Below are 22693 nucleotides of genomic sequence, written 5' to 3'. Positions count from 1 at the left end.
TTCTACAAATTAATCGGCCTGGTGTTTCTTTTCTTCTTCCTCGCGCAGCATCCGGCGCAGGACTTTGCCGATCATGGTTTTCGGAAGTTCAGATCTGAATTCTACCAGTTTCGGCACTTTGTAGGGTGCGAGGTGTTCTTTGCAGTGATCAAAAACTTCCTGCTCGGTCATCTCCACACCTTCCTTGCAGACCACGTAAGCTTTTATTGTTTCCCCGCGATAGGGGTCGTTAATTCCGGCAACTGCAGCTTCCATAATTTTTGGATGAGTATAAAGGACCTCTTCAACGTCCCGGGGATAAATGTTGAACCCTCCGGCGATGACCATATCCTTCTTGCGATCGACGATATATGCATAGCCTTCCTCATCGGCTTTTGCGATATCACCGGTATAGAACCAGCCATCCCTGATCGCCTGCTTATTTTCCTCCGGCATATTCAGATAGCCTTCCATTACCTGTGGTCCGCGTAAACATATTTCACCTATTTCACCGATGGGCAGTTCTTTCTCACCGGTTTCCACGTCGACAATTTTAAACTCCGTGTCGGGCATGGGTAAACCGATACTGCCCGGTTTTCTCTTGCCGTAAACCGGGTTGGCATGGGTTACCGGTGATGTTTCTGAGAGACCGTAACCTTCAACCAGCCTGCCGCCGGTAATCTTTTCAAACTGCTGCTGGACTTCGACCGGCAGGGGTGCAGCGCCGCTGATGCAGACCCGGATTGATTTTATGTCGTATTTGTCAAGATTTGGCGCGTTATTGATCGCCACGTAAATGGTTGGAACCCCGGGAAAGAGGGTCGGTTTCTGCTTATCGATAGTCTTCAGGACATCTTCCAGAACAAAGCGAGGCAGAAGGACCAGTTTGGCCCCGCTCAACATTCCCAGGTTCAGGATAGTGGTCAACCCGTAACTGTGGAAGAAAGGCAGCACGCCGAGGACGACTTCTTTTCCATCCTGAAAGTCCGTGCACCAGGCTTTAACCTGGTACATGTTAGCGACGAGGTTTCTGTGCTGAAGGACGGCACCCTTCGAGACTCCTGTTGTTCCACCGGTATAGAGAAAGAGCATACGATCCTCGGGTTTCACTTCTGCGACTGGAGGAACTTTTCCGGCATTTTTATTAATCAGATCGGTAAATGAGTGATCTTCTTTGGCCAGTTCAACCCTGTCTCCTTCTTTTTTCTCTTTAGCCACGGTATATAAAAAGCTTAAAAATCCCGGGAAATAGTCTTTTATATTGGAAACAATAATATTCTTCAGGTTGGTCTTCGGCTGGACTTCCTTGATCATTTTATAGAATCGGGTCAGAGTAATAATCGTTTCAGCTCCGGAGTCTTTTAACTGGTACTCCATCTCCCTGGCAACGTAGAGCGGGTTGCAGGGGACGACAATTGCTCCGAGCGCAAGGGCAGCGAAATAAGCAATCGGAAATTGAGTGCTGTTGGGCAAATGAATGGCAACGCGATCGCCCTTTTTTACTCCCATCTCTGCCAAAGCAGAAGCTAATGCGTCAACCTGGGCAGATAGTTCTCCATAGGTCAGTTCACGGCCCATAAAATGAACAGCCGGTTGGCCTTTATATTTTTTTACTGATTCCTGAAAAAGTTGGTAAACGGAAGATTTGGGGTAGTCAATACTGTGGGGAACTCCTGGTTCATAATGCTCAAGCCAAATTTTTTCCATATAATTACTCCTCCTTTTGCGCCTGTAACGCACTGGTATGATTATTGTTAATAATCCTATTCGATACTATATTAAGATTTCCTTTTTAGTTTAAAAAATTATAAACAATATAGGAGTAATATCATATAATTCTAAAAACAAACCAAATGATCATAATTGCTTCAATAGTAAGTTTAATTGGCACGGCAATCCAAAATCCTACAGATGCACCTATTCCGGCACGCACTGCCTGATCCGAGGGGCGGTTAAAGATCAGCTCAGCCAGGGTGGCTCCCGGAAAGGGGTCGGTGCTGTTCCCGAATGGGAAAAAGAAAAAACCGACAAATAGACCTAACCCTGCTCCCCATGGCTGTCGACAAGTATAACAGATAAAAAATCAGAAAAAATATAACCAAAAAAATGATTTGCCTTCTCCTTCAAGAAGGATATTTTTAGTGATGCGTAGAATAAATATACTCAATTTATAACAATATGAATAAATTGGGAAGGAGGAGAAATATTAAAATAATATAATAAATTAGAATAAAGTGATATTATCGATCAAAGCAAGGAGGTGACTTTCGGTGAGCAATGAAAGTAAAAGAAGTTATAAGCTTGAAGTATGGGTTACTGCCATCTGCTTTATAATTGTCGCTATAACCGGCGGCTTTTTCAGTTCATTCGTAGTTATCCTTAACGAACGTTTCTTTAACCAGATCCCTACGCCCGAACAGCTGGTGCCTTTCTATGGTGAATCGATGTTTGTTGTCAAAGAAGGTATGACAGTAATGGGTTTCCCCCTGCATTATTTCTTGTTAATTGTACTCAGCTGGATCGGCGCAACTGTAATCGGTGCGATCTGGTGTATCGTTATGGATCGATTGGAAGAAAAACAGAGAGCTTAATTATCTGCTGAAAGGAGGGATTTATAATTCATGGAACCAAGAGGTGAAGTTTTTGTTTTAGGTCTGATTCTCAGTATTATTGTTCTTGTTATATCGGTATTAATTTCTGTTTGGGCTCGCAGGTTCACCCGGAACCTGGGAGACTATTATGTGGCCGGGCGTAGTATCGGTGCTATTAATAATGGTTTGGCCATGGTTTCACTGGCGCTAAGTCTGACAACTTTTGTCGGTTTAACAGCCCTGATTATAGAAGGGGTTTACATTGCAGTAGCCGTATATGCTTCCTTTACCGCAGCTTTTATCGGTTTAATGATTTTGGCGGCTCCATACCTGAGGCGGCATAAATCATTTACCACAATGGCCTTTATCTCTGAAAGATATAACAGTAAAACGCTACGCTATATCTCTGTGATTGTCATGATGATTGTCAGCGTTTTATACCTTGCCGGTAACCTGAAAGGTATCGGGATTGTTTTCTACTTCCTGCTTGGTGTGCCGGAAATTGTCGGTATCATAGTCGGTGGTTTGGTTGTTACGCTTTATGTTACACTCGGCGGTATGTATGGTGTTACCTACAACCAGACATTCCAGACCATCGTTCTGCTTTTCTGCCTGATGTTTCCCGTTGCGATCGTTTTGAGGGCATTGGGCGCTACCGGATGGGCTTTTCCACCGCTTGGATACGGTAGCATGGTTCCGCTGATGACTCAAACTGTCCCACATTATTTCTGGCCCATGCTGGTCCACCCGGTAGTTTATATTGCCATCTTCCTTGGGTCCTTCTTTGGAATTATCGGCCTGCCGCACTTTGTGATGCGTTATTTTACTGTCCGTGATGCCAAGGAAGCCCGCTGGAGCACAGTACTCTGCGTATTCCTGGTTGGTCTGGTAAATACGACTGTATATGCAACCGGTTTTGCCGCTGTCTACTATATGAATACCCAGGGAGTTAATATCCCTGCATCTGCATACGACTACATGGTCTTTATCCTGGTTGATGCCCTGGCCGGACAGGGCTGGCTGGCCCTGGCTGTTGCCGGTTCAGTAGCGGCCGGACTCTCCACCGTGGCCGGATTGTTGATGATTATGGGTGCCGGCTTGATCCATGACCTCTACGGGGAACTAAAACCTGACGTAGATGATGAGAAGAAACTTAAGCTGTCTTATGCCGCGATGCTTGTGGTCGGCGTCCTGGTGATCATCTTCTCCCTGAACCCACCGGAGTTTATTCTGAAAGCGATCATGTGGGCCTTCGGGATTGCCGCTGCCGGTTTAGGTGTTCCCATCGTACTCGGTATCTGGTGGAAGAGGACAAACAAGTATGGTGTTGGGGCCGGAATGATCGTTGGCACCCTGATCGGTTTTTTGGGTTGGATCATGATCGATTATATGGGAATGAACCCGGTCGATATTCCCTTCCCGTTTTTCGCCAAGTATTTCTACGGGCCGCTGGGCTTTATCAAGGTTACAGCGGTAGCCGTTCCGGTGTCATTCATCCTGACAATTCTGGTATCCTGGTTTACACCGCCACCTGATGAATCTCTCCAGAGACAGGTGGATGAAATGCACGGTTGGTCTGATTACGACCCGAAGCGTTACAACGGGAAAGGCTTGCCCATTACAATTCTGGTCCTTTCCGTGGTTATTATGTGGTTCATGACTACTCTATATGATGTGTTTCCCAAGTAACCCTGCGGCATGAAGCGGCTCTCCCCTGATGGAGGGCCGCTTTAGCCGGATTATTTTATGTACAGGAGGTGGTCGCTTTATGGAGAATTGGGAGAAATTAAGTAAAATGCCCTACAAGGATATCAAAGATATGCAGGATCGCAAACTGCGGGCCTTTATCGCCAACCAGATATATTTACACAGCCCGTATTACAGCAAATTGCTGAAGGAACAGAAGATCGATCCTTTCAAAGTAAAGGGCATTGATGATCTGCGTCATCTTCCGTTTACTTATAAATGGGATATCGCGCCAACAGACGAAGAGCCAATGAAAGCAAAAGACTTTGTTATACGTCCCGACGAAGAAGTTACCGAAAAATACGGTCATCTGGCCAAAATGTCGATGACCGGCGGGAAAGCCCTGGTGGAGGAAAAGCTTTATGATTTTAAGCCGGTACACATGCATTTTACTACCGGACGAACGGCTCTGCCCACACCATTTGTTTATTCAAAACGTGACCTTGAAAATTTGAAAGAATCGGGATACCGTCTTCTGGATGTCTTTAAGGTAACCAGCGATGATATTGTGGTGAACTGTTTTCCCTTTGCCCCGCATCTCGCATTCTGGCAGACCTTTTTTGCAGGTGAGAAGATGAATGTTGCCGGCTTTCACAGCGGTGGAGGAAAAATAGTGGGGACCAATAACCTGATGGATGCTTTCGAATATTTACAGCCGACTGTAGCTGTTTTCATCCCCGGTTATTGTTATTACTTCCTCAGGGAAGCAGTAAAACAGGGACGGGATTTCTCTTCCGTAAATAAAATATTCTTCGGCGGGGAAAGAGTACCTCCCGGACTGAAGGATAAGATCAAAGAGCTTTTCGCCCAACTCGGGGCAAAAGAGGTTACGGTTCTTGCAACTTATGGTATGACCGAGGCAAAGGTTGCCTGGGCTGAATGTCCATCCCATGATGAATATTTCGGTTATCATCTCTATCCCGACATGGAAGTATTCGAAACGGTTGACCCCGAATCAGGTGAGCCGGTGGGAGAAGGAGAAGAGGGGGAAATAGTCTATACCGCACTGGATTGGCGCGGTACAGCGGTTCTGCGCTACCGGACGGGTGATATTGCCAAGGGTGGTCTATTGTATGAGCCTTGTCCCAACTGTGGCCGGACAGTTCCGCGAATCAGTTCAAACATTCAACGTAAGTCGGAACTGAAAGAATTTAACATGACCAAGGTCAAGGGGACACTGGTTAACTTAAATAACTTCTTCCCCTTGATGATGAGCCATCCCGACATTGAAGAGTGGCAGGTTGAAATGCGTAAACGTAACGATGACCCCTTCGACCTGGATGAAATATATCTTCATGTGGCTACCAAAGGTGAAATTGACAAGGAAAAATTCACTGGAGATATCAAGCAGAAAGTGCTGAGAGATACTGAGGTCTCCCTGACCGATATTATCTTCAAGTCGGTCCCGGAGCTTGTTTCACAACTTGGTATGGAAACCGAACTGAAAGAAAAACGTATAATCGACAACAGGCCATCTTAAAAATACCACCGTGAGGAAGAAAGGAGGCAAAGTATGCAGGCGTGGAGTAAAATAAGCAGGATGCCGGCACCGGCAATATCAAAGATGCAGGATGAACTTCTGAACAAAATGGTCAATGATGAACTGGCGGTAAGGCACCCTTACTATCGTGATCTTTTTAAAACCAATAACATTGATCCCAGGGAAATCAGGGGAAAAGCTGATCTGGGAAAAATTCCCTTCACCTGTAAGGAAGATATGCTTACACCAGACGGGGATCTGATGTTTCCGAAAAAATTCGTGATTGAAGTTCCCTCGGATGATGGACAACAAACCAAGAAAAAAGGCTTTTCTCTTTTTGGCAAAAAAGATAGCGAACCGGAAAGATCGGATTATAAATTTCATACGCTCTATTTCACCGCCGGGAGAACGTCGAAGCCCGTTCCCATTGAATATACCCATTATGACCTTGATAACCTGCGTGAAGCCGGTTCAAGGGCTTTTGATATTATGGAGCTTACCCGGGATGATACCCTGATCAATGCTTTTACTTTTGCACCCAATGTGCATTTCTGGCAGATGTTCTACAGTACCATTGGTATTGGCAGTACGGCCCTTCAGACAGGTGGCGGTAAGGTTCTTGGGCTGGAAAAAATACTAAAAGCCCTTGACAGTACCGAGGCTCCTGTTCTGACGATGGCTCCGGGTTATGCAAGATTTGCCCTGCACACACTGGAGCATTTCGGGTTTAGCGCTTCAAACCTGGAAAGAATAATAATCGGAACAGATTTTGCACCCCTTGCTGCAGTTGAAAAGCTTAAAAAGCTGATGAAATCTGTAGGAGCCAAGGTAGACCGGGTTCAGCGTATATATTTCATTTCTGAGGCTAAATCAGGTTGGGCAGAATGTGCTCCCGATTTTGGTTATCATACGAACCCCGATCACATAATGATCGAAGTGGTCGATCCCGATGGCGATACCGTCCTCGGCGAGGGAGAAAGAGGCGAGATTGTCGTTACAAACCTCGATTCCCGCGGCACAGTTGTTCTCCGCTTCAGAACAGGAGATATTGCAACCGGTGGTTTGGTGCATGAACCCTGCCCTAACTGTAAGAGAACGGTTCCCCGTATTATGGGTGACATCGAACGGAAATCGATGTACTACGAACTGCAAACCGGAGAGGGTAAGGTTATCTTTAATGGCAACCAGATGCGCAAAATGATGTTTACTCATGATGATGTACTGATCTGGTATGCTGAAATTAAAAATACGGATGGAAAAGATAATATTAAAGTTGTGGTTAAGGGTGTTTCCGGTAGCGATGAGGAGGCGCTGCTAAGAAGTTTGAAAGAGGATCTGGAGGGTGAATTTAAACTGCCATTTACATTGGAAAGCAGTTCTCTGGATGCCATAGCAAATAAAATCGGACTCGAAAAATTTATTACAGAACAGAATATTTTCGATATCCGTACAAAATAACTAACAAATTAAGAAAACCCCTGTATTCAGCAGGGGTTTTCTTCTTTTTTCCCGTATTCTACTGGTTGGACCGCTTTTCATAAATCCACGATAATGATATAATTGGAAAACACAGCGTCTCGGATGACAGCACTTTTCAGGCAGTTTGAGAAAGGCAGGTGTAATATTGAGTACAATACCGGAATTTGTTAACTTGGATACAATCACCAATAATCTAAATGATGCTCTATTTTTGGTTGGAAGGGATCACAAGGTTATCTGGTTGAATCGACAGGCTGAAGAATTCTTCAATACCAGCTTCGAAACAGCACAAAATAAAAAAGTTGTTGAATTGACCGGATTTGATAAACTTGAAAATTTATTGAAAGATGTAATTGAGAAGGAAGCGGCACTGAAGTGTTCTTACGAGGAAGCATCAGTCAAGGTCAAGCGGCTCGACCAGCGCTATTTTTTTAAAATTGCCATTAACCCTATTTTCCATGAGGAAAAGATGTACGGTGCTCTCATCCAGCTAACCGACGTTACACGTTTTCATGAAATGGAAAAGATTAAATCTGATTTCGTATCTATTGTTTCCCACGAATTTAGGACTCCGCTGACAACTATAATAGTTGGTGTGGAAATGCTTAAAGAAGGCATGCTCGGTGATTTGACTCCCCGGGGCAAGGAAGTTCTGGAAGCTATCGGGGCCGATTGCGAAAGACTGAGCAGGTTGATTGATAACCTTATGGAGCTATCCCGGATTGAATCGGGCACTATTTATGTTGATGCCCAGCCAACCGATGTGGCCGATCTGGTGCAAGAGGCGGTGCGACCGTTACAGATCCAGGCAGATACTCAGGGTGTTGAATTGATAACCGATCTTCCGCCGGAACTGCCTCCTGTAGTCGCCGATTTTAACAAGTCGGTATGGGTTTTGGCTAACCTGGTCGGGAATGCAATGCGTTATACAGACCCCGGGGGAACAATTACAGTCAGGGTCAGGCAAAAAGGCAAACGACTTTTCTTCTCGGTTGAGGATACCGGGTGCGGTATTCCCGTTGAGCATCAGGAAAAGATATTCCGCAAATATATTCAGGTTCGCGGGCATGGCCGAAAAGGTGCAGGTGGAGTAGGATTAGGCCTGGCCATAGCCAAAGATATTGTTATGGCCCACGGTGGAGAAATTTGGGTTGATAGCAAGGTTGGTGAGGGAACAACCTTTACATTTACTTTTCCCATCTACCAGGGGCCGGAATCAGTTACATTAACCGACAAAGATCAAGAAGGAGGGTAAGTTATGGCTAATAAAGTGTTACTGGTTGAAGATGAAAAAAATGTAATATTGGGAGTTCGCACCTGTCTTGATGCTGTTGGCTACCAGGTAGATATAGTGGAAGACGGAGAGGAAGCTTTAAAATATATTGGCAGGGAAAAACCAGATCTTATACTTCTCGATCTTCTTTTACCCAAAGTTGACGGTTTTGAAGTATTGAAAGTTATCAAGGGAAATCCTGAAACCAGTGAAATTCCGGTTATCGTTTTAACCGCGAAAGCAGAGGAAGAAGACCGTCAAAGAGTGATGGATCTGGGAGCAAATAATTACATGACCAAACCTTTTAAACCCCAGGAGCTTTGGGATTTACTTAAACATTATCTCCCCGGGAAGGTCGAATAAACTTTACAATATATAAAATGAAGTAAATCAAGGGCACAGTTAACTGTGCCCTTTAAAAAATATAAAACTATTACTTATAGTCTTTAAAAAGGAGGTTTCTATGGCTGTTCGGAAACCGGCATATGAACAGGGGCCGATACGCCCGCCCAGCGAAGCGCACAGCCTGTTGTTGCGACTCACCCGCAATTGTCCCTGGAACAAATGTCTTTTTTGTCCTATTTATAAGGGTGAAAAGTTCAGCCGCCGCTCAGTCGATGAGATTAAAGAAGATATTGCAGCTATTGCTGACGCGGTTGATAAGATAAAAACCATATCGCATAAACAGGGTTTCAACGGCGTGGTTAACTCCAGCGTTTTTGATCTTGTACAGAATCGATTTCCGGAATATATATCTGTTGCTTTCTGGCTTTATCATGGCGGAGAGAATGTTTTCCTGCAGGACGGAGACGGTCTGAGACTCTCCAGGGAGCAGCTGCAGACAATACTTAAATTCCTTAACGAAAAAATACCCGGAATCACCAGAATAACCACTTATGCCCGTTCAAAAAGTATTCTTCGCTATTCTGTGGAAGATTTAAGCAAACTGAAGAATGCTGGTTTAAGCCGTATCCATGTCGGCCTGGAAAGCGGAAATGACCGGGTCCTTGAATTCATGAACAAAGGGGTAAGTGCTGCCGAGCATGTTGAGGCAGGCCAAAGAGTAGTCAAGGCCGGTATCTCTTTAAGTGAATATGTCTTGATCGGTCTGGGCGGCAGAAACCTTTGGCGTGAACATGCACTGGATACAGCGAAAGTTTTAAATGAGATCAATCCTGACTTTATCAGGGTCAGAACCCTGGCTGTTCATCCGGTTGCGCCGCTTTATGAAGCGGTTCAGCAGGGTACATTTATTCCTTTGGATGATGATACTGCAGTTAAAGAAGAACTGCTCCTGATCGAGCATTTGGATAATATAAACTCCCACTTTTTCAGCGATCATGTATTAAACCTTTTGGAAGAGGTTAACGGCAGGTTCCCTGAAGAGAAAGAGCATATGATAAACCTGATCAGAACATACCTGTCCTATCCTGATCGGGAGCGCGAAATTTTCAGGCTGGGGAGAAGAATGGGCTACTTCCGGCAGCTTAAAGATCTTTCTGATATCCGGCGAAGATCAGCAGTTGAAGAGATTTACGAACAGCTGAGGCAGAATGGAATGGATATGGATCGGTATATTGCCGAACTTATGCTCAGGTTTATCTGACATTAACAAAGGGGAAAAGAGTATATTATGCGCGTCGCAGTAGCAGTTGTTGAACTGCATATTCCAGGGGTTACATCGTTGAAAGGTAAACGGCAGGTGGTAAAAAGCCTGATCCAACGCCTCCGTAACAAATTCAATATATCTGTTTCTGAAACAGGCAGCCAGGACTTATGGCAGAGAACAGAACTGGGTATAGCAGCTGTATGCTACAACGGGGCCGGGGCCGATAGCATTATGGAGAAGATCTTTTCCTTCATTGAGTCGGAAAACGGGATCGAGATTATCTCTTTTCATTCAGAAAAATACTAGTTTGCCTTATAAGGAGAGCCAGTCGGTGATTAAATTCAGGCAGATTGCAGAACTTGCACATCACCTGGCCGGAATGGCCATAAATGAAGGAGATACGGTGGTCGATGCTACGGCCGGCAACGGAATTGATACTCTATTTTTGGCTGAAAAAGTCGGACCGGAAGGTAAGGTATTTGCCTTTGATATCCAGGAAGAAGCCCTGCAAAAGACAGCCGAAAATTTAAAGAACCGAAAACTTTCGGAACGGGTACTCCTAATTCACGACAGCCATGAAAATATAGCCGAATATATAAATATTAGAATAAGCGTTGTGATTTATAACCTCGGTTACCTGCCTGGAGGAAACAAGCAAATAACAACCAGGTGCACAACAACGATCCACAGTTTGAAAGAAGTCTTAAAATTGCTTGCTCCCGGAGGTATCATTGTCATTACAGCCTATAGAGGGCACGCTGAAGGGAAAATTGAGTTGGATAAAATAATGCAGATGGGTAAGAGTCTGCTTCCGGCCGAGTACACTGTTTTGCATCTCAACCTGCTGAACCAGGAAAACGAACCGCCGGAACTGATAGTAATCCAAAAAAGTCTTTTTTACGATTAACATATCTGAACAAGGATTTAATACCTAATTTGTCGAAAATGTGGTATATTCTGATATAACTCGTAAAATGAATAGGAGCTCGGGTAACCTGACAAACAAATGGCAATTAATCAAAGACGAAATGGCTTTAGTTGATACTCGACTTCAAGAATTTACAGATACAGCCAGTCCGGAGATATTTGAAGTAAGCAGCTATATTTTTAACGGTGCCGGTAAGAGAATGCGGCCGGGTTTATTATTGCTTGCAGCTTATCGTCCCGGTAGAAGCCTGACAGAATATATCGATGCAGCAGTTGCGCTGGAATTAGTGCACACCGCTTCCCTGCTTCACGACGATGTTATCGATATGGCTTCAATCAGGCGGGGCAAGGATACAGTTCATGTCAAGTGGAGCAACCGTATTTCAGTTCTTACCGGCGATTACCTGCTCAGCAGAGCTCTTGAAATGCTGGTCAGCTATCACAATTGGGGCTTGATGGATATTATAGTCAAGATTGTGGAAAATATGTCTGAAGGTGAAATTGAACAGGCTTTCGCAAATTGTGATACAGCTATGCTTGAGGAGCGCTATTTTAAATGGATCGGCAAAAAGAGCGCTTATTTTTTCGCCGGATGTTGCCAGGCTGGAAGTCATATGCGAGAAGACAGCCCTCGGGAAACAAGCCGGTGGTTTGATTACGGTTATAACCTGGGTATCGCATTTCAGTTGGTTGATGATCTACTCGACTATACAGGGAAAAAAGATCAAACCGGTAAGCCGCTTTATGGAGATCTAAGCAACCGGGTAATCACCCTGCCGCTGATTCGCGCGCTCGGCGACACCCAAAGTAACAGGTTGGTCAACAGCCTGATGTATGCCGACAAGGTTACCGGTGAGGAAATTTCTGTTGTGGCAAATGCTGTACTTGAAGGTGACGGTCCGGGCTATACGTACCGGAAGGCTGAAGAATATATCAATAAAGCCATAGCAGCGGTTGACAAACTTTCTGTACCGGATAACCACCATAGAGAAGTCTTGATTGAACTTGCTAGAGATATATTAAAGAGAACCAGGTAGATTTAAACTAAAAATTATGCTTCATGCTAAGGAGGTTTAACATATGCCAAACCAGAGCATTTCAAAATCTGTAATCAAAAGATTACCGATCTATTTAAGAATTCTCGATCAGTTGGTTGAAAGAAACGTGGATATGATCTCCTCCAAGGAATTGAGCAATGAGTCAGGATTTACCGCTGAACAAATCAGGAAAGATCTGGCATATTTTGGTGCTTTTGGTACCAGGGGCGCAGGCTATAACACATCATTTTTGAGGGATAAGGTGATGAAAATCATCGGCCTCGACACGACCATTGATACTATCGTCATCGGCGCCGGTAACCTGGGAACTGCCCTGACCCGGTATAATACAACAAAAAATCCTTACGTCAACGTTGTTGCCGTATTTGATAAAGACCCGAGGCTGATCGGGAAAAAGATTGACGAAGTAGAAATCTATTCTCTCGATTATATCGGTGAATATATGGCTGACAGGAAACTGAAGGTTGCCATCATCGCAGTTCCGGCAGTTGCTGCCCAGGAAGTAGTAGACCTGATCGTAAAACACGGTATAAAAGCCATATTGAACTTTGCTCCTGTAAAACTGCATGTTCCTGAAGGCGTCCATGTCCATAATGCAGACCTGACTATAGAACTCCAGAGCCTCATCTACTACAGCTCAGCAGAGGATGAAAGAATAGCCAGGCTGCAGCATGAACATGAATCTGTGACTAAAAAATCACCGAAGACTCTATCCCTGGAATAGCTTGATTTAAGCCAAGTTTTTTCCCTTTAAAGGGCTGTTTGTATTGACTTTTAATTATTGCTTCTGTATACTTATTTATGCGAATGGAGCTGTGGTGTAGTTGGTTAACATATCGGCCTGTCAAGCCGAAGACCGCGGGTTCGAGTCCCGTCAGCTCCGCCATATGGCCGAGATAGCTCAGTCGGTAGAGCAGCGGACTGAAAATCCGCGTGTCCCCAGTTCAACTCTGGGTCTCGGCACCAAACTTGCGGAAGTGGCTCAGTGGTAGAGCATCGCCTTGCCAAGGCGAGGGTCGCGGGTTCAAATCCCGTCTTCCGCTCCATTTTTTTGGCGACATAGCCAAGTGGTAAGGCAGAGGACTGCAAATCCTTCATCCCCGGTTCGAATCCGGGTGTCGCCTCCAAAATTTCGCCGGAGTGGCGGAACAGGCAGACGCAAGGGACTTAAAATCCCTCGATCATAACATGATCGTACCGGTTCGATTCCGGTCTCCGGCACCAAACGAATTTTCCCACCAGATCAGGGCATCAAGCCCTGATTTTTTCTCTCATAATTTCGGGACACATTAGTTAATTAAACTTTCAAAAAATTAACTCCCCATTTTTAAATGGTTGTTTTGTAGCAAATCATTCTTATATGCTTGTGATTATGTAATAAAGATAATTATTGATATTTATTCCAGGGATAAATCAGGTGGAATAGTTGTCAGAAAATATAATTAACTAATGTGTCCCGAAATTATTTTAATGTTTGGGGATCTTTTTCTTGCGCATATTATGCTGGATATAGAAGGTGACTCCGGCCGCCAGGATGATATCGCCGATACTGAGGAGCTGATTTTTTTTATACGGAACACTGATGCGATCACCTAAAATCGCCAGGGGTGTTTCCTCTGTCATGGCGGTGTGAAAGGGGCTGCTGTCACTTGCTATCAGTTCTTCTGCTGCCTCGGGCGGCATTTTTGTAATATCGACAGGCATCTTACCATCATTGGCGGCGATTACCAGGAAGTTAAGCAGGATGCCGATACCGATGATGACGATTCCAAACTGCCAGCCCTGGAAAATAATAAATGTCACCAGCAGGAAAAAAGAGAGGGTGTAGAGATAGGGGTAATAAGAAGCCAGATAACCCGGTAGAAAGGTATAGTCAACCCAGATCAAAATCTGTATGGCGATGGCTATAAACATTATAAACCACAGTGAGAAGGAGCTTTTACCCAGGTTTTTGACTTTTCCATTACGCAGCCAGCCGATTATCAAACCGATCAGAACAGCTTCCCAGAGCATTTAAGTCTCCCCGTCAGTTTTTATTGATATAAGTCAGCAGCGGCGGCACTCTCGGCAAATGGATCAGCAGCTGATTCCTGGGCCTCTTCTATTATTATCTGTGGATAAATGCGGATGAAAGCCTCGACCACTTTCGGGTCAAATTGTGTGCCTGAGCAGTCTTCGAGTTCTTTTAAAGCTAAATTTGGCTGTAAAGACTTGCGATACGGCCTGTCGCTGGTCATGGCATCAAATGCATCGGCAACGGCAAGTATGCGGGCCCCTTCAGGGATTTCATCGCCTTTTACTCTTTCCGGATAACCGTTACCATCCCAGCGTTCGTGGTGATGTTTAATTATATCTGATCCGGAGGCAAAGTATTTAATCCCCTTGATAACTTCTGCCCCTGCTTCACTGTGAGTTTTCATGATGGCGAATTCTTCGGCGGATAGGATTGAATCCTTTTTAAGGATATCCTCCGGTACGGCTACCTTACCCACATCATGAATCAGGGCGATATACTGCAGGAATTCTACCCTGTCTTCAGGCCATTTCAGCTCCCTGGCCAGAGAAACCACATAGTCGGCTACACGTGACGAATGTCCCTTGGTATAAGGATCTTTAGCGTCAATGGCAACAGAGAGGCTCTTGATGGTATCAAGAAAGGTCTGACGCATATTCATGTAAGACTGGAAAGAATGACGGGCCAGAATTAGTGGGAGCAGGAACAGGACCAGTCCCCAGAAACCTATATTGACATATATGACAGCAATTAGAGCACCAAGAGGTGCCATGCTAAGAAAGGTTAAAGTACACCATTTGATATTGAAGAGCCAGATGGCCTTGAATTTCTCTTCCTGAACAAAGGCTAAAATTAATGTAACAAAGGAGCTGTTCAGAAGGAAAAATACAACCATTGACGCAATAAATGCAGGGATATGACTGAAATTAAAATCTGAGCCGGCGGGAATAAAATTCCGGTAAACCAGTGAAGCGGATCCGGCAGAAACAGAAAGCTGTGCGATATTGAAGATGTACTTAATCCGAGGTTTTTCTTTAATCAGAAAAAAAGTATCTCGGACGATTGTTATAATGATTACAATAAACGGCTGGAATAATAATATAGCCGCTGCAATCGTGGCAAAACTTACAGAAACACTCCCTCCGCGGGGTAAGGTGACCGGGAAAGAGTCAGAGAGGGCAATAAGCAATAGAAAGACAACTATTGGAAACCAGGACGCGAGCGACCAGTTCATTATGAAGAATGAGTAAAGAGTTATAGAAAGAGATACGAGCGCCAGTAGTGTAATATAAATAATTGACTTTTTAGATATATTATTTTCCATTATTATTCACCTAGTTGTTAATGAAGCCGGCAGTTAAGTTATTTATTTACCATCTAAATACAGCAGCACCAGCAAGGATAAGACCAGCCAGTGCGATTAGAGCTTTCGCCAGAGTCAGCTTCATGTGTTTAAGCCCCCTTTTAATGGGTGCTCAGCGGTTTTCCGCTATTTGCCGCTGGCGACGCTCCGCTCGTTTGTTCCGCTCGTTAAAAAATTGCTTTCCCAGAAAAACCACTGCCGGCTTCAAATATAATTTAAGTCATGATCATAATTCTTCGGTTTACTGCATCCAGAGAAGCACGGACGGTCGATTCAAGTTCATCCCCTTTATTTAAAGCTGTTCCCAGCAAAATCTCTTCCTGGCAGTCCCTGTTTACACAAACTGCTATTGCAATCACATCGTAATTACAGAGTTTAATTTTCTGAATATCACCGATATACAGTTTACCCTCAAAACTGATAAACTGGCCTACAGCGGCAATAGTTGCTTCGGCAGCCAATTTTAGGCGGTTTTTTATACTATTGGGACCAGTGGCGGTAGCTGAATATTTTTTATCACCTTTTTTAATTGTAATGGTAATTGCTGCCGTGCCGTTTTCAGCACTGTAGTTCATGGCTCTGAACTGCAGTCTTATACCGTTGGAGGGGTGTGATGTGGAATCGGAATCAAGCTGGGCTACGCTGATCCGTTTGTGATCCAGGGCTAAACCCATTTTTACCATAACAGCAGATTCAATATCTCTGACAACCTGTTTTGGCGCTCGGCTCGAATCCGACAGGATATGAATTTCAACAATTTCACCATCCTGGCAGACTAACCTTCCTGATATAACTCCCTGAACCTGAGCGACAATAGACTCAATATCTTTTAACTGTCTCTCATCAACTCGTATGATATTCATCCCCCTGACGAAAAACTAAATACCTGTATACCAACCACTTTATTGGGCATAATTGGCATTTCAGGTTACTCTCTCTTTATTTATATATCAACTACCATTAATTCTACAAATAGGTCGAAATTCCTTTTTTTATGCGTAAAAAAGTTTATATATTTTGACATTTTACTAACATTCACTAAAACCGCAGGCTTCACACTTCAGGCAGCCTTCAGCCCTGATCAGGGCGCAGGTCCCGCAATCGGGGCAAATCTCGCGGGTATGGCTGTTATTTACTACTTCGGATCCTGTTTCAAACTGTGAAAGTTTCCTTAAAGCCTGACCGATGGCATCCGGCACGCTCATAATTCGGTTTGGCCCGAATCCTACCGAACGGGCGCCGCCGATCCCTTCGAGCTGGGTAACTATTTCATCAACACTAACCCCGCACCTTAAGGCAAGGGATATCAAACGGGCGATTGCCTCGGTAAAGGCGATAACGTCACTACCGGCTTTGCCGATCTGGGCGAAAAGCTCAAACGGTCTTCCTTCAGTAGAGTTGACCGTAACAAAAAGGTTGCCCAGGGCAGTCCTGATACTGGTTGTATTACCGCTTAAGGTTTTTGGTCGCTTGGTCGGTTTCAGGTTGTCATCTTTTGCGCCATCACCCACATTGAGAACCTGCTTTGTTCTTGAACTGTCCCGGTAGATGGTTATGCCTTTACATCCTGCTTCCCAGGCAGTTATATAGGCATACCTGACATCTTCCACGGTTGCATCTTTATCCAGATTGATTGTTTTACTGACTGCGTTGTCCGTGTATTTCTGAAATGCCGCCTGATGTTTTACATGCCAGCTGAAATCAATTTCCATGGCTGTCTTAAATAGCGCTTTATAATTATCGGGGACATCTGCACCCTGCGGTATTTTCCCGCTGGATGCTATTTCCTGGATAAGTTCTTCTGAATAAAATCCTTCTTCCTGGGCAATTTCAAGGAAAAGTGGATTAACTTCGGGCAGATCAAGCCCGCCTAATATATTTTTACGGATGAAGGCAATACTGAAATAGGGTTCGATACCACTGCTGGCACCGGCCAGGATAGAAATTGTACCCGTCGGGGCAATGGTTGTCCTGGTGGCATTACGAACTATATCTTCCTGTTTTCCGGTATCACAAATACTGCCGGAGAAATTGGGGAAGGTCCCCCTTTCTTCAGCTATGAGGACTGATTCTTCTTTGGCCGTGGTATTAATAAACTTCATAACCGATTCGGCTGTTTCAATCGCTTTATCGCTGTCATAGTTTATGCCGAGCCTGACCAGCATATCATGCCAGCCCATCACACCCAAACCTATTTTGCGGTTACCTTCCTTGTGCATGGCGGCGATCTCCGGAATCACGTAGTTACTGGCATCGATAACATTGTCGAGGAAGCGGACGGCTGTCCGAACCACTTCGCCCAGTTTGTCCCAGCTGATGGCGCCTTTTCTGGTAACGAATTTCCCAAGGTTCAGGGAACCGAGACAGCATGCTTCATAGGGGAGTAGAGGTTGTTCGCCGCAATTGTGAACGACAATTCCATTTGCATCAAATGAATTTATTCCGGGAACCTGCACATCGTAAACCTCTTCAATGCCATTTGATTCAACAGTGTCTACTATTGCCGTGAAACGTTCCCGGTTCAGCTCACGGCGGTATCCGGTCAAGATATCTGAGAGCCGTGTTTTCTTTCCTGTATCGCTAAAGCCGATTCGATCGGCGAATACTGCTACATTGTTTCTGGATATGACCAGCTCGTGCTGGGGTTTAGTTTCATATAGATCAATCCCGTTTTTACCATTTGGCAGGCTGGTAATGTTGTTGTTACGACGATTTCTGTAAATAGTGCTGACAATGCCGAAGCGGAGCAGCATGCGTTGGACAGCTTCCAAACGATCAATATCACTCTGAGCCAATCTGATGGAAACACCTTTTTCCCGGGACCCCTGGACGGAACCGTCAGCATCAAAGAACCCTTTTAAGAATCCTTTTGTAAATGCTGATGAAGTATTGGTTTCAAGGTAGGGAGTTATAGATTTGTCTCCCGGTCTCATTCCCAGGTTAAAGGCCATTGTTTTAATTGCGGCCAGACTCATCCGAAATTCATTTCTTCCGCTGACTTTCCACCAGCCTTTAAAATCCTGGCGATGAGGCATTGAAACGGCAGCTTCGTAAGCGGCATTCATCATGCCCAAATCGTTTTGATCCGGCCAGGCGGAGAGGAGAGCTTTATCTTCTTTCAGGGTTCCATCCCCAACTAACAGGCCAATCAGGTAACCTTCTTTTTCCCCGTAAAGCCCTTCCCAGCCGGTAAGCTCGCGGTGATCATTTAGAACTATCTCATCACCGGGTTTAAGATTTATGGTATTGACCCATTCGGTTTCAATTTTGTGTCTTGTTTTCACTTTAATTCTTAATACAGGATGATCTCCCGTTGCGCGCAGTTGGTAACCTTCACGGGTTTTAATTGATAGCAGCGGTTTTACACCGGTTGAGAAAAAGCCTTTAGCGGTTGACTGGAAAGATTTGCCATTGACGATAAGGGTGGTTCTTTTCCCGATAAGATCCCTGACCATCTTTGGTCCCTCAGAGGTCATTACAAATGTATCAGCCGGTACGCAGGGATTGGTCGTCTCGTATTTGCCGATGGCCGGGGTTGGGTTAAATTTGTTCATCTCGTCGATAAAGATAATTCCGGGGTCGCCCTTTTCCCAGGCTTTCTGAACGATCAGATCGAAAACTGCTTTTGCATCCAGTTGAGCAATGTTTCCTGTTTCGGGATCTTTATAAGGTTGTTGGGTCCTCGGGTTGATCAGGTTGTATATGGGGTCCGGATCTTTTCCGGTAGCTTTGCTCATAAATTCATCCGATACGGTGATGGAGAGATTAAAATTATTGATCTCATCTTCCTTTTCTTTGCAGCAGATGAAGTCAAGTATATTAGGGTGGTTGTAGATCAGTGAGCCCATGTTGGCTCCCCGCCTGGTTCCACCCTGCTTAACCGCTTCTGTAGCGGCATCAAATATTTTGAGGAATGAAATTGGACCGCTGGCCACTCCATTGGTTGAGCGCACTATATCATTGCTCGGCCTAAGGCGGTCAAATGAAAAACCGGTTCCGCCGCCGGTCTTCTGAACCAGCGCCATATTTTTCAGAGCGGTAAATATTCCTTCCATGCTGTCTTCGAGAGGCAGTACAAAGCAGGCACTCAACTGCTGTAGTTCACGACCGGCATTCATCAGGGTCGGTGAATTCGGCATGAACAGGGCATCGGCCATTATCTTGAAAAAACTTTTTTCGATAGCCTTGATCTCAGCATTGGTTTTTCCATAATTTTTTTCAATAGACGCGATGTTGGCAGCCACTCTGTGCAGTAGATCTTCTGGAGTTTCAGTGGGGTTACCTTTTTCATCCTTAATCAAGTACCTTTTCTCGAAAGTGATGCGGGCATTTGGGCTTAGTTCCATTAGACGGCTCCTCCCGGAAGGTGTTGGGGATTACAAACCGAAGTACTTATGGAAAAGATTTATAGTGGTTTGCGATCCTGTAATCTATTATTCATTCTATTTTTAGATTTTTTTTCCTTTTAAAATATTATATTTATTAATCAGATTTAAAATAACTCTTTTTTCACTGGTAAAGCAATGATATAATATCACATAGGTTTTTAAAGGCTTGATTTTCATGTAGAGTAATCTTTAAGTAGAGCAAAGGAGGGGAACGGTTCAGACTATGGCAAAAGAAAAATCACGCAAACAGCTTAAAAGACAGCGCAAAAAAAGAAGAAGGGCCAAAAAAAGAAAGAGATTGAAGGGCCGGACCTAGTAAGCCGCCCTGGGCGGCATAAATTATATTCATGAGAATAGATTATTGCAGGGAGGAGGTGTGGTTTTGCCTCTTTACGAGTTTTATTGTTCTGAGTGCAAAAAGAAAATCGAAGAGTTGTGCAGCAGTACAGTAAAAAGTGTAAGCTGTCCTTCGTGCGGACGGGATGCAAAGAAGATCTTCTCTACATTTCGAACCTCGGGAGGAAGTTCTGACAGTGGAACCGCCTCCTCAGGTTGCGGCGGGTGAAGCAAAACCAGCTGCAGCAGTTGCTGAGCCGGTAAGGGGGGCGCTTATGACAAAGTATATTTTTATTACAGGCGGTGTGGTTTCATCTCTTGGTAAGGGAATTACAGCTGCTTCTCTGGGCTGCTTGCTGAAAAACAGAGGTTTAAAGCTGACCATTCAAAAATTTGACCCCTATATCAACTATGATCCGGGAACAATGAGCCCATACCAGCACGGTGAGGTTTTTGTTACCGATGACGGGGCAGAAACAGACCTGGACCTGGGGCATTATGAACGATTTATTGACGAACATTTAACCCGTGACAACAACGTTACTGCCGGCAGGGTATATTGGTCGGTTATTCAGGGTGAACGGGACGGTGATTATCATGGCAATACAGTCCAGGTTATTCCCCATATCACCGATCAGATCAAAGACTGTGTTACCAAGCTGGACCGTAACCTTGATCTCGATGTAGTAATAACTGAAATCGGTGGGACGGTTGGTGATATAGAGAGCCTGCCCTTCATGGAAGCGATCAGACAGCTTCGTTACGATCTTGGCTGGGAAAATGTGATTTTTATTCACGTTACTCTTGTACCCTATCTGCGAATGTCCGGTGAGTTGAAGACAAAGCCGACACAGCACAGTGTAAAAGAACTGCGCAGTATCGGTATTCAGCCGGATATTATTGTTTGCCGGACCGAGTATCCGCTTTCGGATGATCTTAGAAAAAAAATAGCCCTCTTCTGTAATGTTCAGCCCAATGAAGTGGTTGAAAACCTTGATACCAGGGTTATTTACGAAGTGCCACTGCTACTGCAGGAACAAAATCTCGATCAGATGGTTCTGGACAAACTTAACCTCTCCTGCAAATCCTCAGACATGCAGCGGTGGAAGGATCTTGTTCACGAGTCATATAATTTTAATGAAGAAGTAACCATAGCCCTGGTTGGCAAATATGTTCAGCTGCGAGACGCTTATATCAGCATTAACGAAGCGCTCTTCCATGCAGGATTGGAACACAATACTGCGGTTAAAACTATTCTTGTGCCGGCTGAAGATCTCGAATCGGTTTCAGCAAGCGGTAAATTAGACAAAGTTGATGGTATTCTCGTCCCCGGAGGATTTGGTGAACGTGGAATAGAGGGTAAGATCAACGCAGTTCGTTTTGCCCGGGAAAGTAAAACTCCATTCCTCGGCTTATGCCTTGGTATGCAGTGTGCGGTTATCGAGTTTGCCCGTAATGTAGCCTGCATAAATGGAGCACACAGTACGGAGTTTTGTCCCGATACCACGGGACCGGTTATCGATTACCTGCCGGGGCAGAAAGAAATTACCCGTATAGGTGGGACTTTAAGGTTGGGTGCTTATCCCTGCACGATTAGACCGGGAACACTGGCAGAAAAAGCTTACGGGGAACGCCAGATTAATGAAAGACACAGGCACCGATATGAATTTAACAATGAATTTATGCCGGTGCTGGAAAAAGCGGGAATGGTCTTCAGCGGGATCAACGAAGAAGCCGACCTGGTTGAAATGATTGAATTAAAAGATCACCCCTGGTTTGTGGCTGTACAGTTCCATCCTGAATTTAAATCGAGACCGACAAAGGCACATCCTCTTTTCAGAGACTTCATCGGTGCGGCTATCAGGAAAAAAGGCCAGGCGCGGTAACTACCAGACCGGCCATTTCGGCCATCGATATTCTCCGCTCCATACTTTTTTCCCTTAAATAATTATATGCATCTGCTTCGTTGAAGCCTAGGTTATCAGCTATGATGCCTTTAGCTTTTTCGATTAGTTTTCTCTCATTTAACTTTCTCTGCAGATCATTTATCCGGTTTTGCAGTTTCTTTTTCCGGGCAAATTCGTTACAGACAGCTTCGGCCACGGCAGTAAGAACCCGAGGCTCAACAGGCCAGTCTAGCTGAACGTAATTTTTGAGACTTCTTCCGCGGGTGCTAATAAATATGGCAGCCGACAGATTATCCGCTTCAATAATATCGGCCAGTTCTTCAATGTTTCCGGGCGGTAGCTCTGTATCGATCACTGCAAGCCATGGTTGAACTGAACGCAGAGTACGCAATAATAGAGGGGTGCTTGTTCCGTCTCCGGCGGAGATGAAACCGGAGCTGTTTAACATCCCTGATACAACTTTTTTGAAAGCAGAGTTGGCTGTACCAATACAGTAATCAAAATTATGTGCCGCCATTTGCAAGGACCTCGGCAAGTGAAAAT

At 44.7% G+C, this 22693-nt stretch carries 18 protein-coding genes and 5 tRNA genes; 17 read left to right on the top strand and 6 right to left on the bottom strand.

What is annotated here, in order from left to right:
• Positions 1–9: 9 nt before the first annotated feature.
• Positions 10–1686 carry a long-chain fatty acid--CoA ligase gene (locus SCJ97_09705; GenBank protein MDW7740309.1) on the bottom strand — a complete coding sequence of 559 codons (1677 nt, stop codon included), beginning with the start codon at positions 1684–1686 and terminating at the stop codon, positions 10–12.
• 563 nt (positions 1687–2249) lie between these two features.
• Here SCJ97_09705 and SCJ97_09700 point away from each other — a divergent pair.
• The 16 genes from SCJ97_09700 to SCJ97_09625 all read left to right on the top strand — a co-directional run bounded on the left by SCJ97_09700 (position 2250) and on the right by SCJ97_09625 (position 13366).
• Positions 2250–2570 (top strand): hypothetical protein, encoded by a 321-nt coding sequence (locus SCJ97_09700; GenBank protein MDW7740308.1) that lies wholly within the window; start codon positions 2250–2252, stop codon positions 2568–2570.
• Between the two features lie 30 nt (positions 2571–2600).
• A complete protein-coding gene (locus SCJ97_09695) occupies positions 2601–4259 on the top strand; it encodes a cation acetate symporter (GenBank protein ID MDW7740307.1) in 1659 nt (552 codons plus the stop codon).
• Between the two features lie 79 nt (positions 4260–4338).
• Positions 4339–5796 carry an AMP-binding protein gene (locus tag SCJ97_09690; protein ID MDW7740306.1) on the top strand — a complete coding sequence of 486 codons (1458 nt, stop codon included), beginning with the start codon at positions 4339–4341 and terminating at the stop codon, positions 5794–5796.
• Between the two features lie 33 nt (positions 5797–5829).
• The gene (locus SCJ97_09685; protein ID MDW7740305.1) at positions 5830–7254 is read left to right on the top strand and encodes a hypothetical protein; all 1425 of its coding nucleotides are present in this window, start codon (positions 5830–5832) and stop codon (positions 7252–7254) included.
• A gap of 166 nt (positions 7255–7420) precedes the next feature.
• Positions 7421–8530, top strand: a complete 1110-nt coding sequence (locus tag SCJ97_09680) for a PAS domain-containing sensor histidine kinase (protein ID MDW7740304.1) — start codon at positions 7421–7423, stop codon at positions 8528–8530.
• Positions 8531–8533: 3 nt separating this feature from the next.
• Positions 8534–8911, top strand: a complete 378-nt coding sequence (locus tag SCJ97_09675; GenBank protein ID MDW7740303.1) for a response regulator — start codon at positions 8534–8536, stop codon at positions 8909–8911.
• Positions 8912–9011: 100 nt separating this feature from the next.
• Complete coding sequence (locus tag SCJ97_09670) at positions 9012–10154, top strand: radical SAM protein (protein ID MDW7740302.1); 1143 nt, start codon at positions 9012–9014, stop codon at positions 10152–10154.
• A gap of 27 nt (positions 10155–10181) precedes the next feature.
• Positions 10182–10463 (top strand): DUF503 domain-containing protein, encoded by a 282-nt coding sequence (locus tag SCJ97_09665; GenBank protein MDW7740301.1) that lies wholly within the window; start codon positions 10182–10184, stop codon positions 10461–10463.
• A gap of 25 nt (positions 10464–10488) precedes the next feature.
• Complete coding sequence (locus tag SCJ97_09660; protein ID MDW7740300.1) at positions 10489–11064, top strand: class I SAM-dependent methyltransferase; 576 nt, start codon at positions 10489–10491, stop codon at positions 11062–11064.
• Positions 11065–11131: 67 nt separating this feature from the next.
• Entirely contained in the window at positions 11132–12121 is a 990-nt protein-coding gene (locus SCJ97_09655; GenBank protein MDW7740299.1) for a polyprenyl synthetase family protein, read from the top strand.
• Positions 12122–12164: 43 nt separating this feature from the next.
• Positions 12165–12866 carry a redox-sensing transcriptional repressor Rex gene (locus SCJ97_09650; GenBank protein ID MDW7740298.1) on the top strand — a complete coding sequence of 234 codons (702 nt, stop codon included), beginning with the start codon at positions 12165–12167 and terminating at the stop codon, positions 12864–12866.
• A gap of 85 nt (positions 12867–12951) precedes the next feature.
• A tRNA-Asp gene (locus SCJ97_09645) sits at positions 12952–13028 on the top strand.
• Between the two features lie 4 nt (positions 13029–13032).
• Positions 13033–13108 (top strand) — tRNA-Phe (locus SCJ97_09640).
• Between the two features lie 5 nt (positions 13109–13113).
• Positions 13114–13188 (top strand) — tRNA-Gly (locus SCJ97_09635).
• 7 nt (positions 13189–13195) lie between these two features.
• A tRNA-Cys gene (locus SCJ97_09630) sits at positions 13196–13269 on the top strand.
• A 7-nt stretch (positions 13270–13276) separates the two neighbouring features.
• Positions 13277–13366, top strand: a tRNA-Leu gene (locus SCJ97_09625).
• Positions 13367–13609: 243 nt separating this feature from the next.
• On the opposite strand, the gene SCJ97_09620 is transcribed toward SCJ97_09625, so the two are convergent.
• The 4 genes from SCJ97_09620 to SCJ97_09605 form a co-directional block, all read right to left on the bottom strand.
• Positions 13610–14155, bottom strand: coding sequence for a DUF5317 domain-containing protein (locus SCJ97_09620; GenBank protein MDW7740297.1), 546 nt, complete (start codon positions 14153–14155; stop codon positions 13610–13612).
• Between the two features lie 20 nt (positions 14156–14175).
• Positions 14176–15480 (bottom strand): HD-GYP domain-containing protein, encoded by a 1305-nt coding sequence (locus SCJ97_09615; GenBank protein ID MDW7740296.1) that lies wholly within the window; start codon positions 15478–15480, stop codon positions 14176–14178.
• 254 nt (positions 15481–15734) lie between these two features.
• Positions 15735–16382, bottom strand: a complete 648-nt coding sequence (locus SCJ97_09610) for a hypothetical protein (protein ID MDW7740295.1) — start codon at positions 16380–16382, stop codon at positions 15735–15737.
• 165 nt (positions 16383–16547) lie between these two features.
• On the bottom strand, positions 16548–19865 hold the full coding sequence (locus SCJ97_09605) for an LAGLIDADG family homing endonuclease (protein ID MDW7740294.1): 3318 nt from the start codon (positions 19863–19865) through the stop codon (positions 16548–16550).
• 653 nt (positions 19866–20518) lie between these two features.
• Between SCJ97_09605 and SCJ97_09600 the strand changes: the two genes are divergently transcribed.
• Positions 20519–22129 carry a CTP synthase gene (locus SCJ97_09600; GenBank protein ID MDW7740293.1) on the top strand — a complete coding sequence of 537 codons (1611 nt, stop codon included), beginning with the start codon at positions 20519–20521 and terminating at the stop codon, positions 22127–22129.
• Here SCJ97_09600 and SCJ97_09595 read toward each other — a convergent pair.
• A complete protein-coding gene (locus SCJ97_09595; protein MDW7740292.1) occupies positions 22104–22667 on the bottom strand; it encodes an ANTAR domain-containing protein in 564 nt (187 codons plus the stop codon). The genes SCJ97_09600 and SCJ97_09595 overlap by 26 nt on opposite strands.
• Positions 22668–22693 lie beyond the last annotated feature (26 nt).

The sequence above is a fragment of the Bacillota bacterium genome, from assembly GCA_033549065.1.
In the GTDB taxonomy this organism is placed as follows: domain Bacteria; phylum Bacillota; class Dethiobacteria; order DTU022; family DTU022; genus JAWSUE01.
Note: the sequence above shows the minus strand (reverse complement) of the source record. Positions and strands in the feature narration are given on the sequence as shown.

Coding starts and splice junctions, on each gene's coding strand:
- SCJ97_09650 (MDW7740298.1), top strand. CDS start 12,165: ATGCCAAACCAGAGCATTTCAAAATCTGTAATCAAAAGATTACCGATC.
- SCJ97_09595 (MDW7740292.1), bottom strand. CDS start 22,667: ATGGCGGCACATAATTTTGATTACTGTATTGGTACAGCCAACTCTGCT.
- SCJ97_09695 (MDW7740307.1), top strand. CDS start 2,601: ATGGAACCAAGAGGTGAAGTTTTTGTTTTAGGTCTGATTCTCAGTATT.
- SCJ97_09610 (MDW7740295.1), bottom strand. CDS start 16,382: ATGAATATCATACGAGTTGATGAGAGACAGTTAAAAGATATTGAGTCT.
- SCJ97_09600 (MDW7740293.1), top strand. CDS start 20,519: ATGACAAAGTATATTTTTATTACAGGCGGTGTGGTTTCATCTCTTGGT.
- SCJ97_09690 (MDW7740306.1), top strand. CDS start 4,339: ATGGAGAATTGGGAGAAATTAAGTAAAATGCCCTACAAGGATATCAAA.
- SCJ97_09705 (MDW7740309.1), bottom strand. CDS start 1,686: ATGGAAAAAATTTGGCTTGAGCATTATGAACCAGGAGTTCCCCACAGT.
- SCJ97_09665 (MDW7740301.1), top strand. CDS start 10,182: ATGCGCGTCGCAGTAGCAGTTGTTGAACTGCATATTCCAGGGGTTACA.
- SCJ97_09615 (MDW7740296.1), bottom strand. CDS start 15,480: ATGGAAAATAATATATCTAAAAAGTCAATTATTTATATTACACTACTG.
- SCJ97_09675 (MDW7740303.1), top strand. CDS start 8,534: ATGGCTAATAAAGTGTTACTGGTTGAAGATGAAAAAAATGTAATATTG.
- SCJ97_09685 (MDW7740305.1), top strand. CDS start 5,830: ATGCAGGCGTGGAGTAAAATAAGCAGGATGCCGGCACCGGCAATATCA.
- SCJ97_09655 (MDW7740299.1), top strand. CDS start 11,132: ATGAATAGGAGCTCGGGTAACCTGACAAACAAATGGCAATTAATCAAA.
- SCJ97_09670 (MDW7740302.1), top strand. CDS start 9,012: ATGGCTGTTCGGAAACCGGCATATGAACAGGGGCCGATACGCCCGCCC.
- SCJ97_09605 (MDW7740294.1), bottom strand. CDS start 19,865: ATGGAACTAAGCCCAAATGCCCGCATCACTTTCGAGAAAAGGTACTTG.
- SCJ97_09620 (MDW7740297.1), bottom strand. CDS start 14,155: ATGCTCTGGGAAGCTGTTCTGATCGGTTTGATAATCGGCTGGCTGCGT.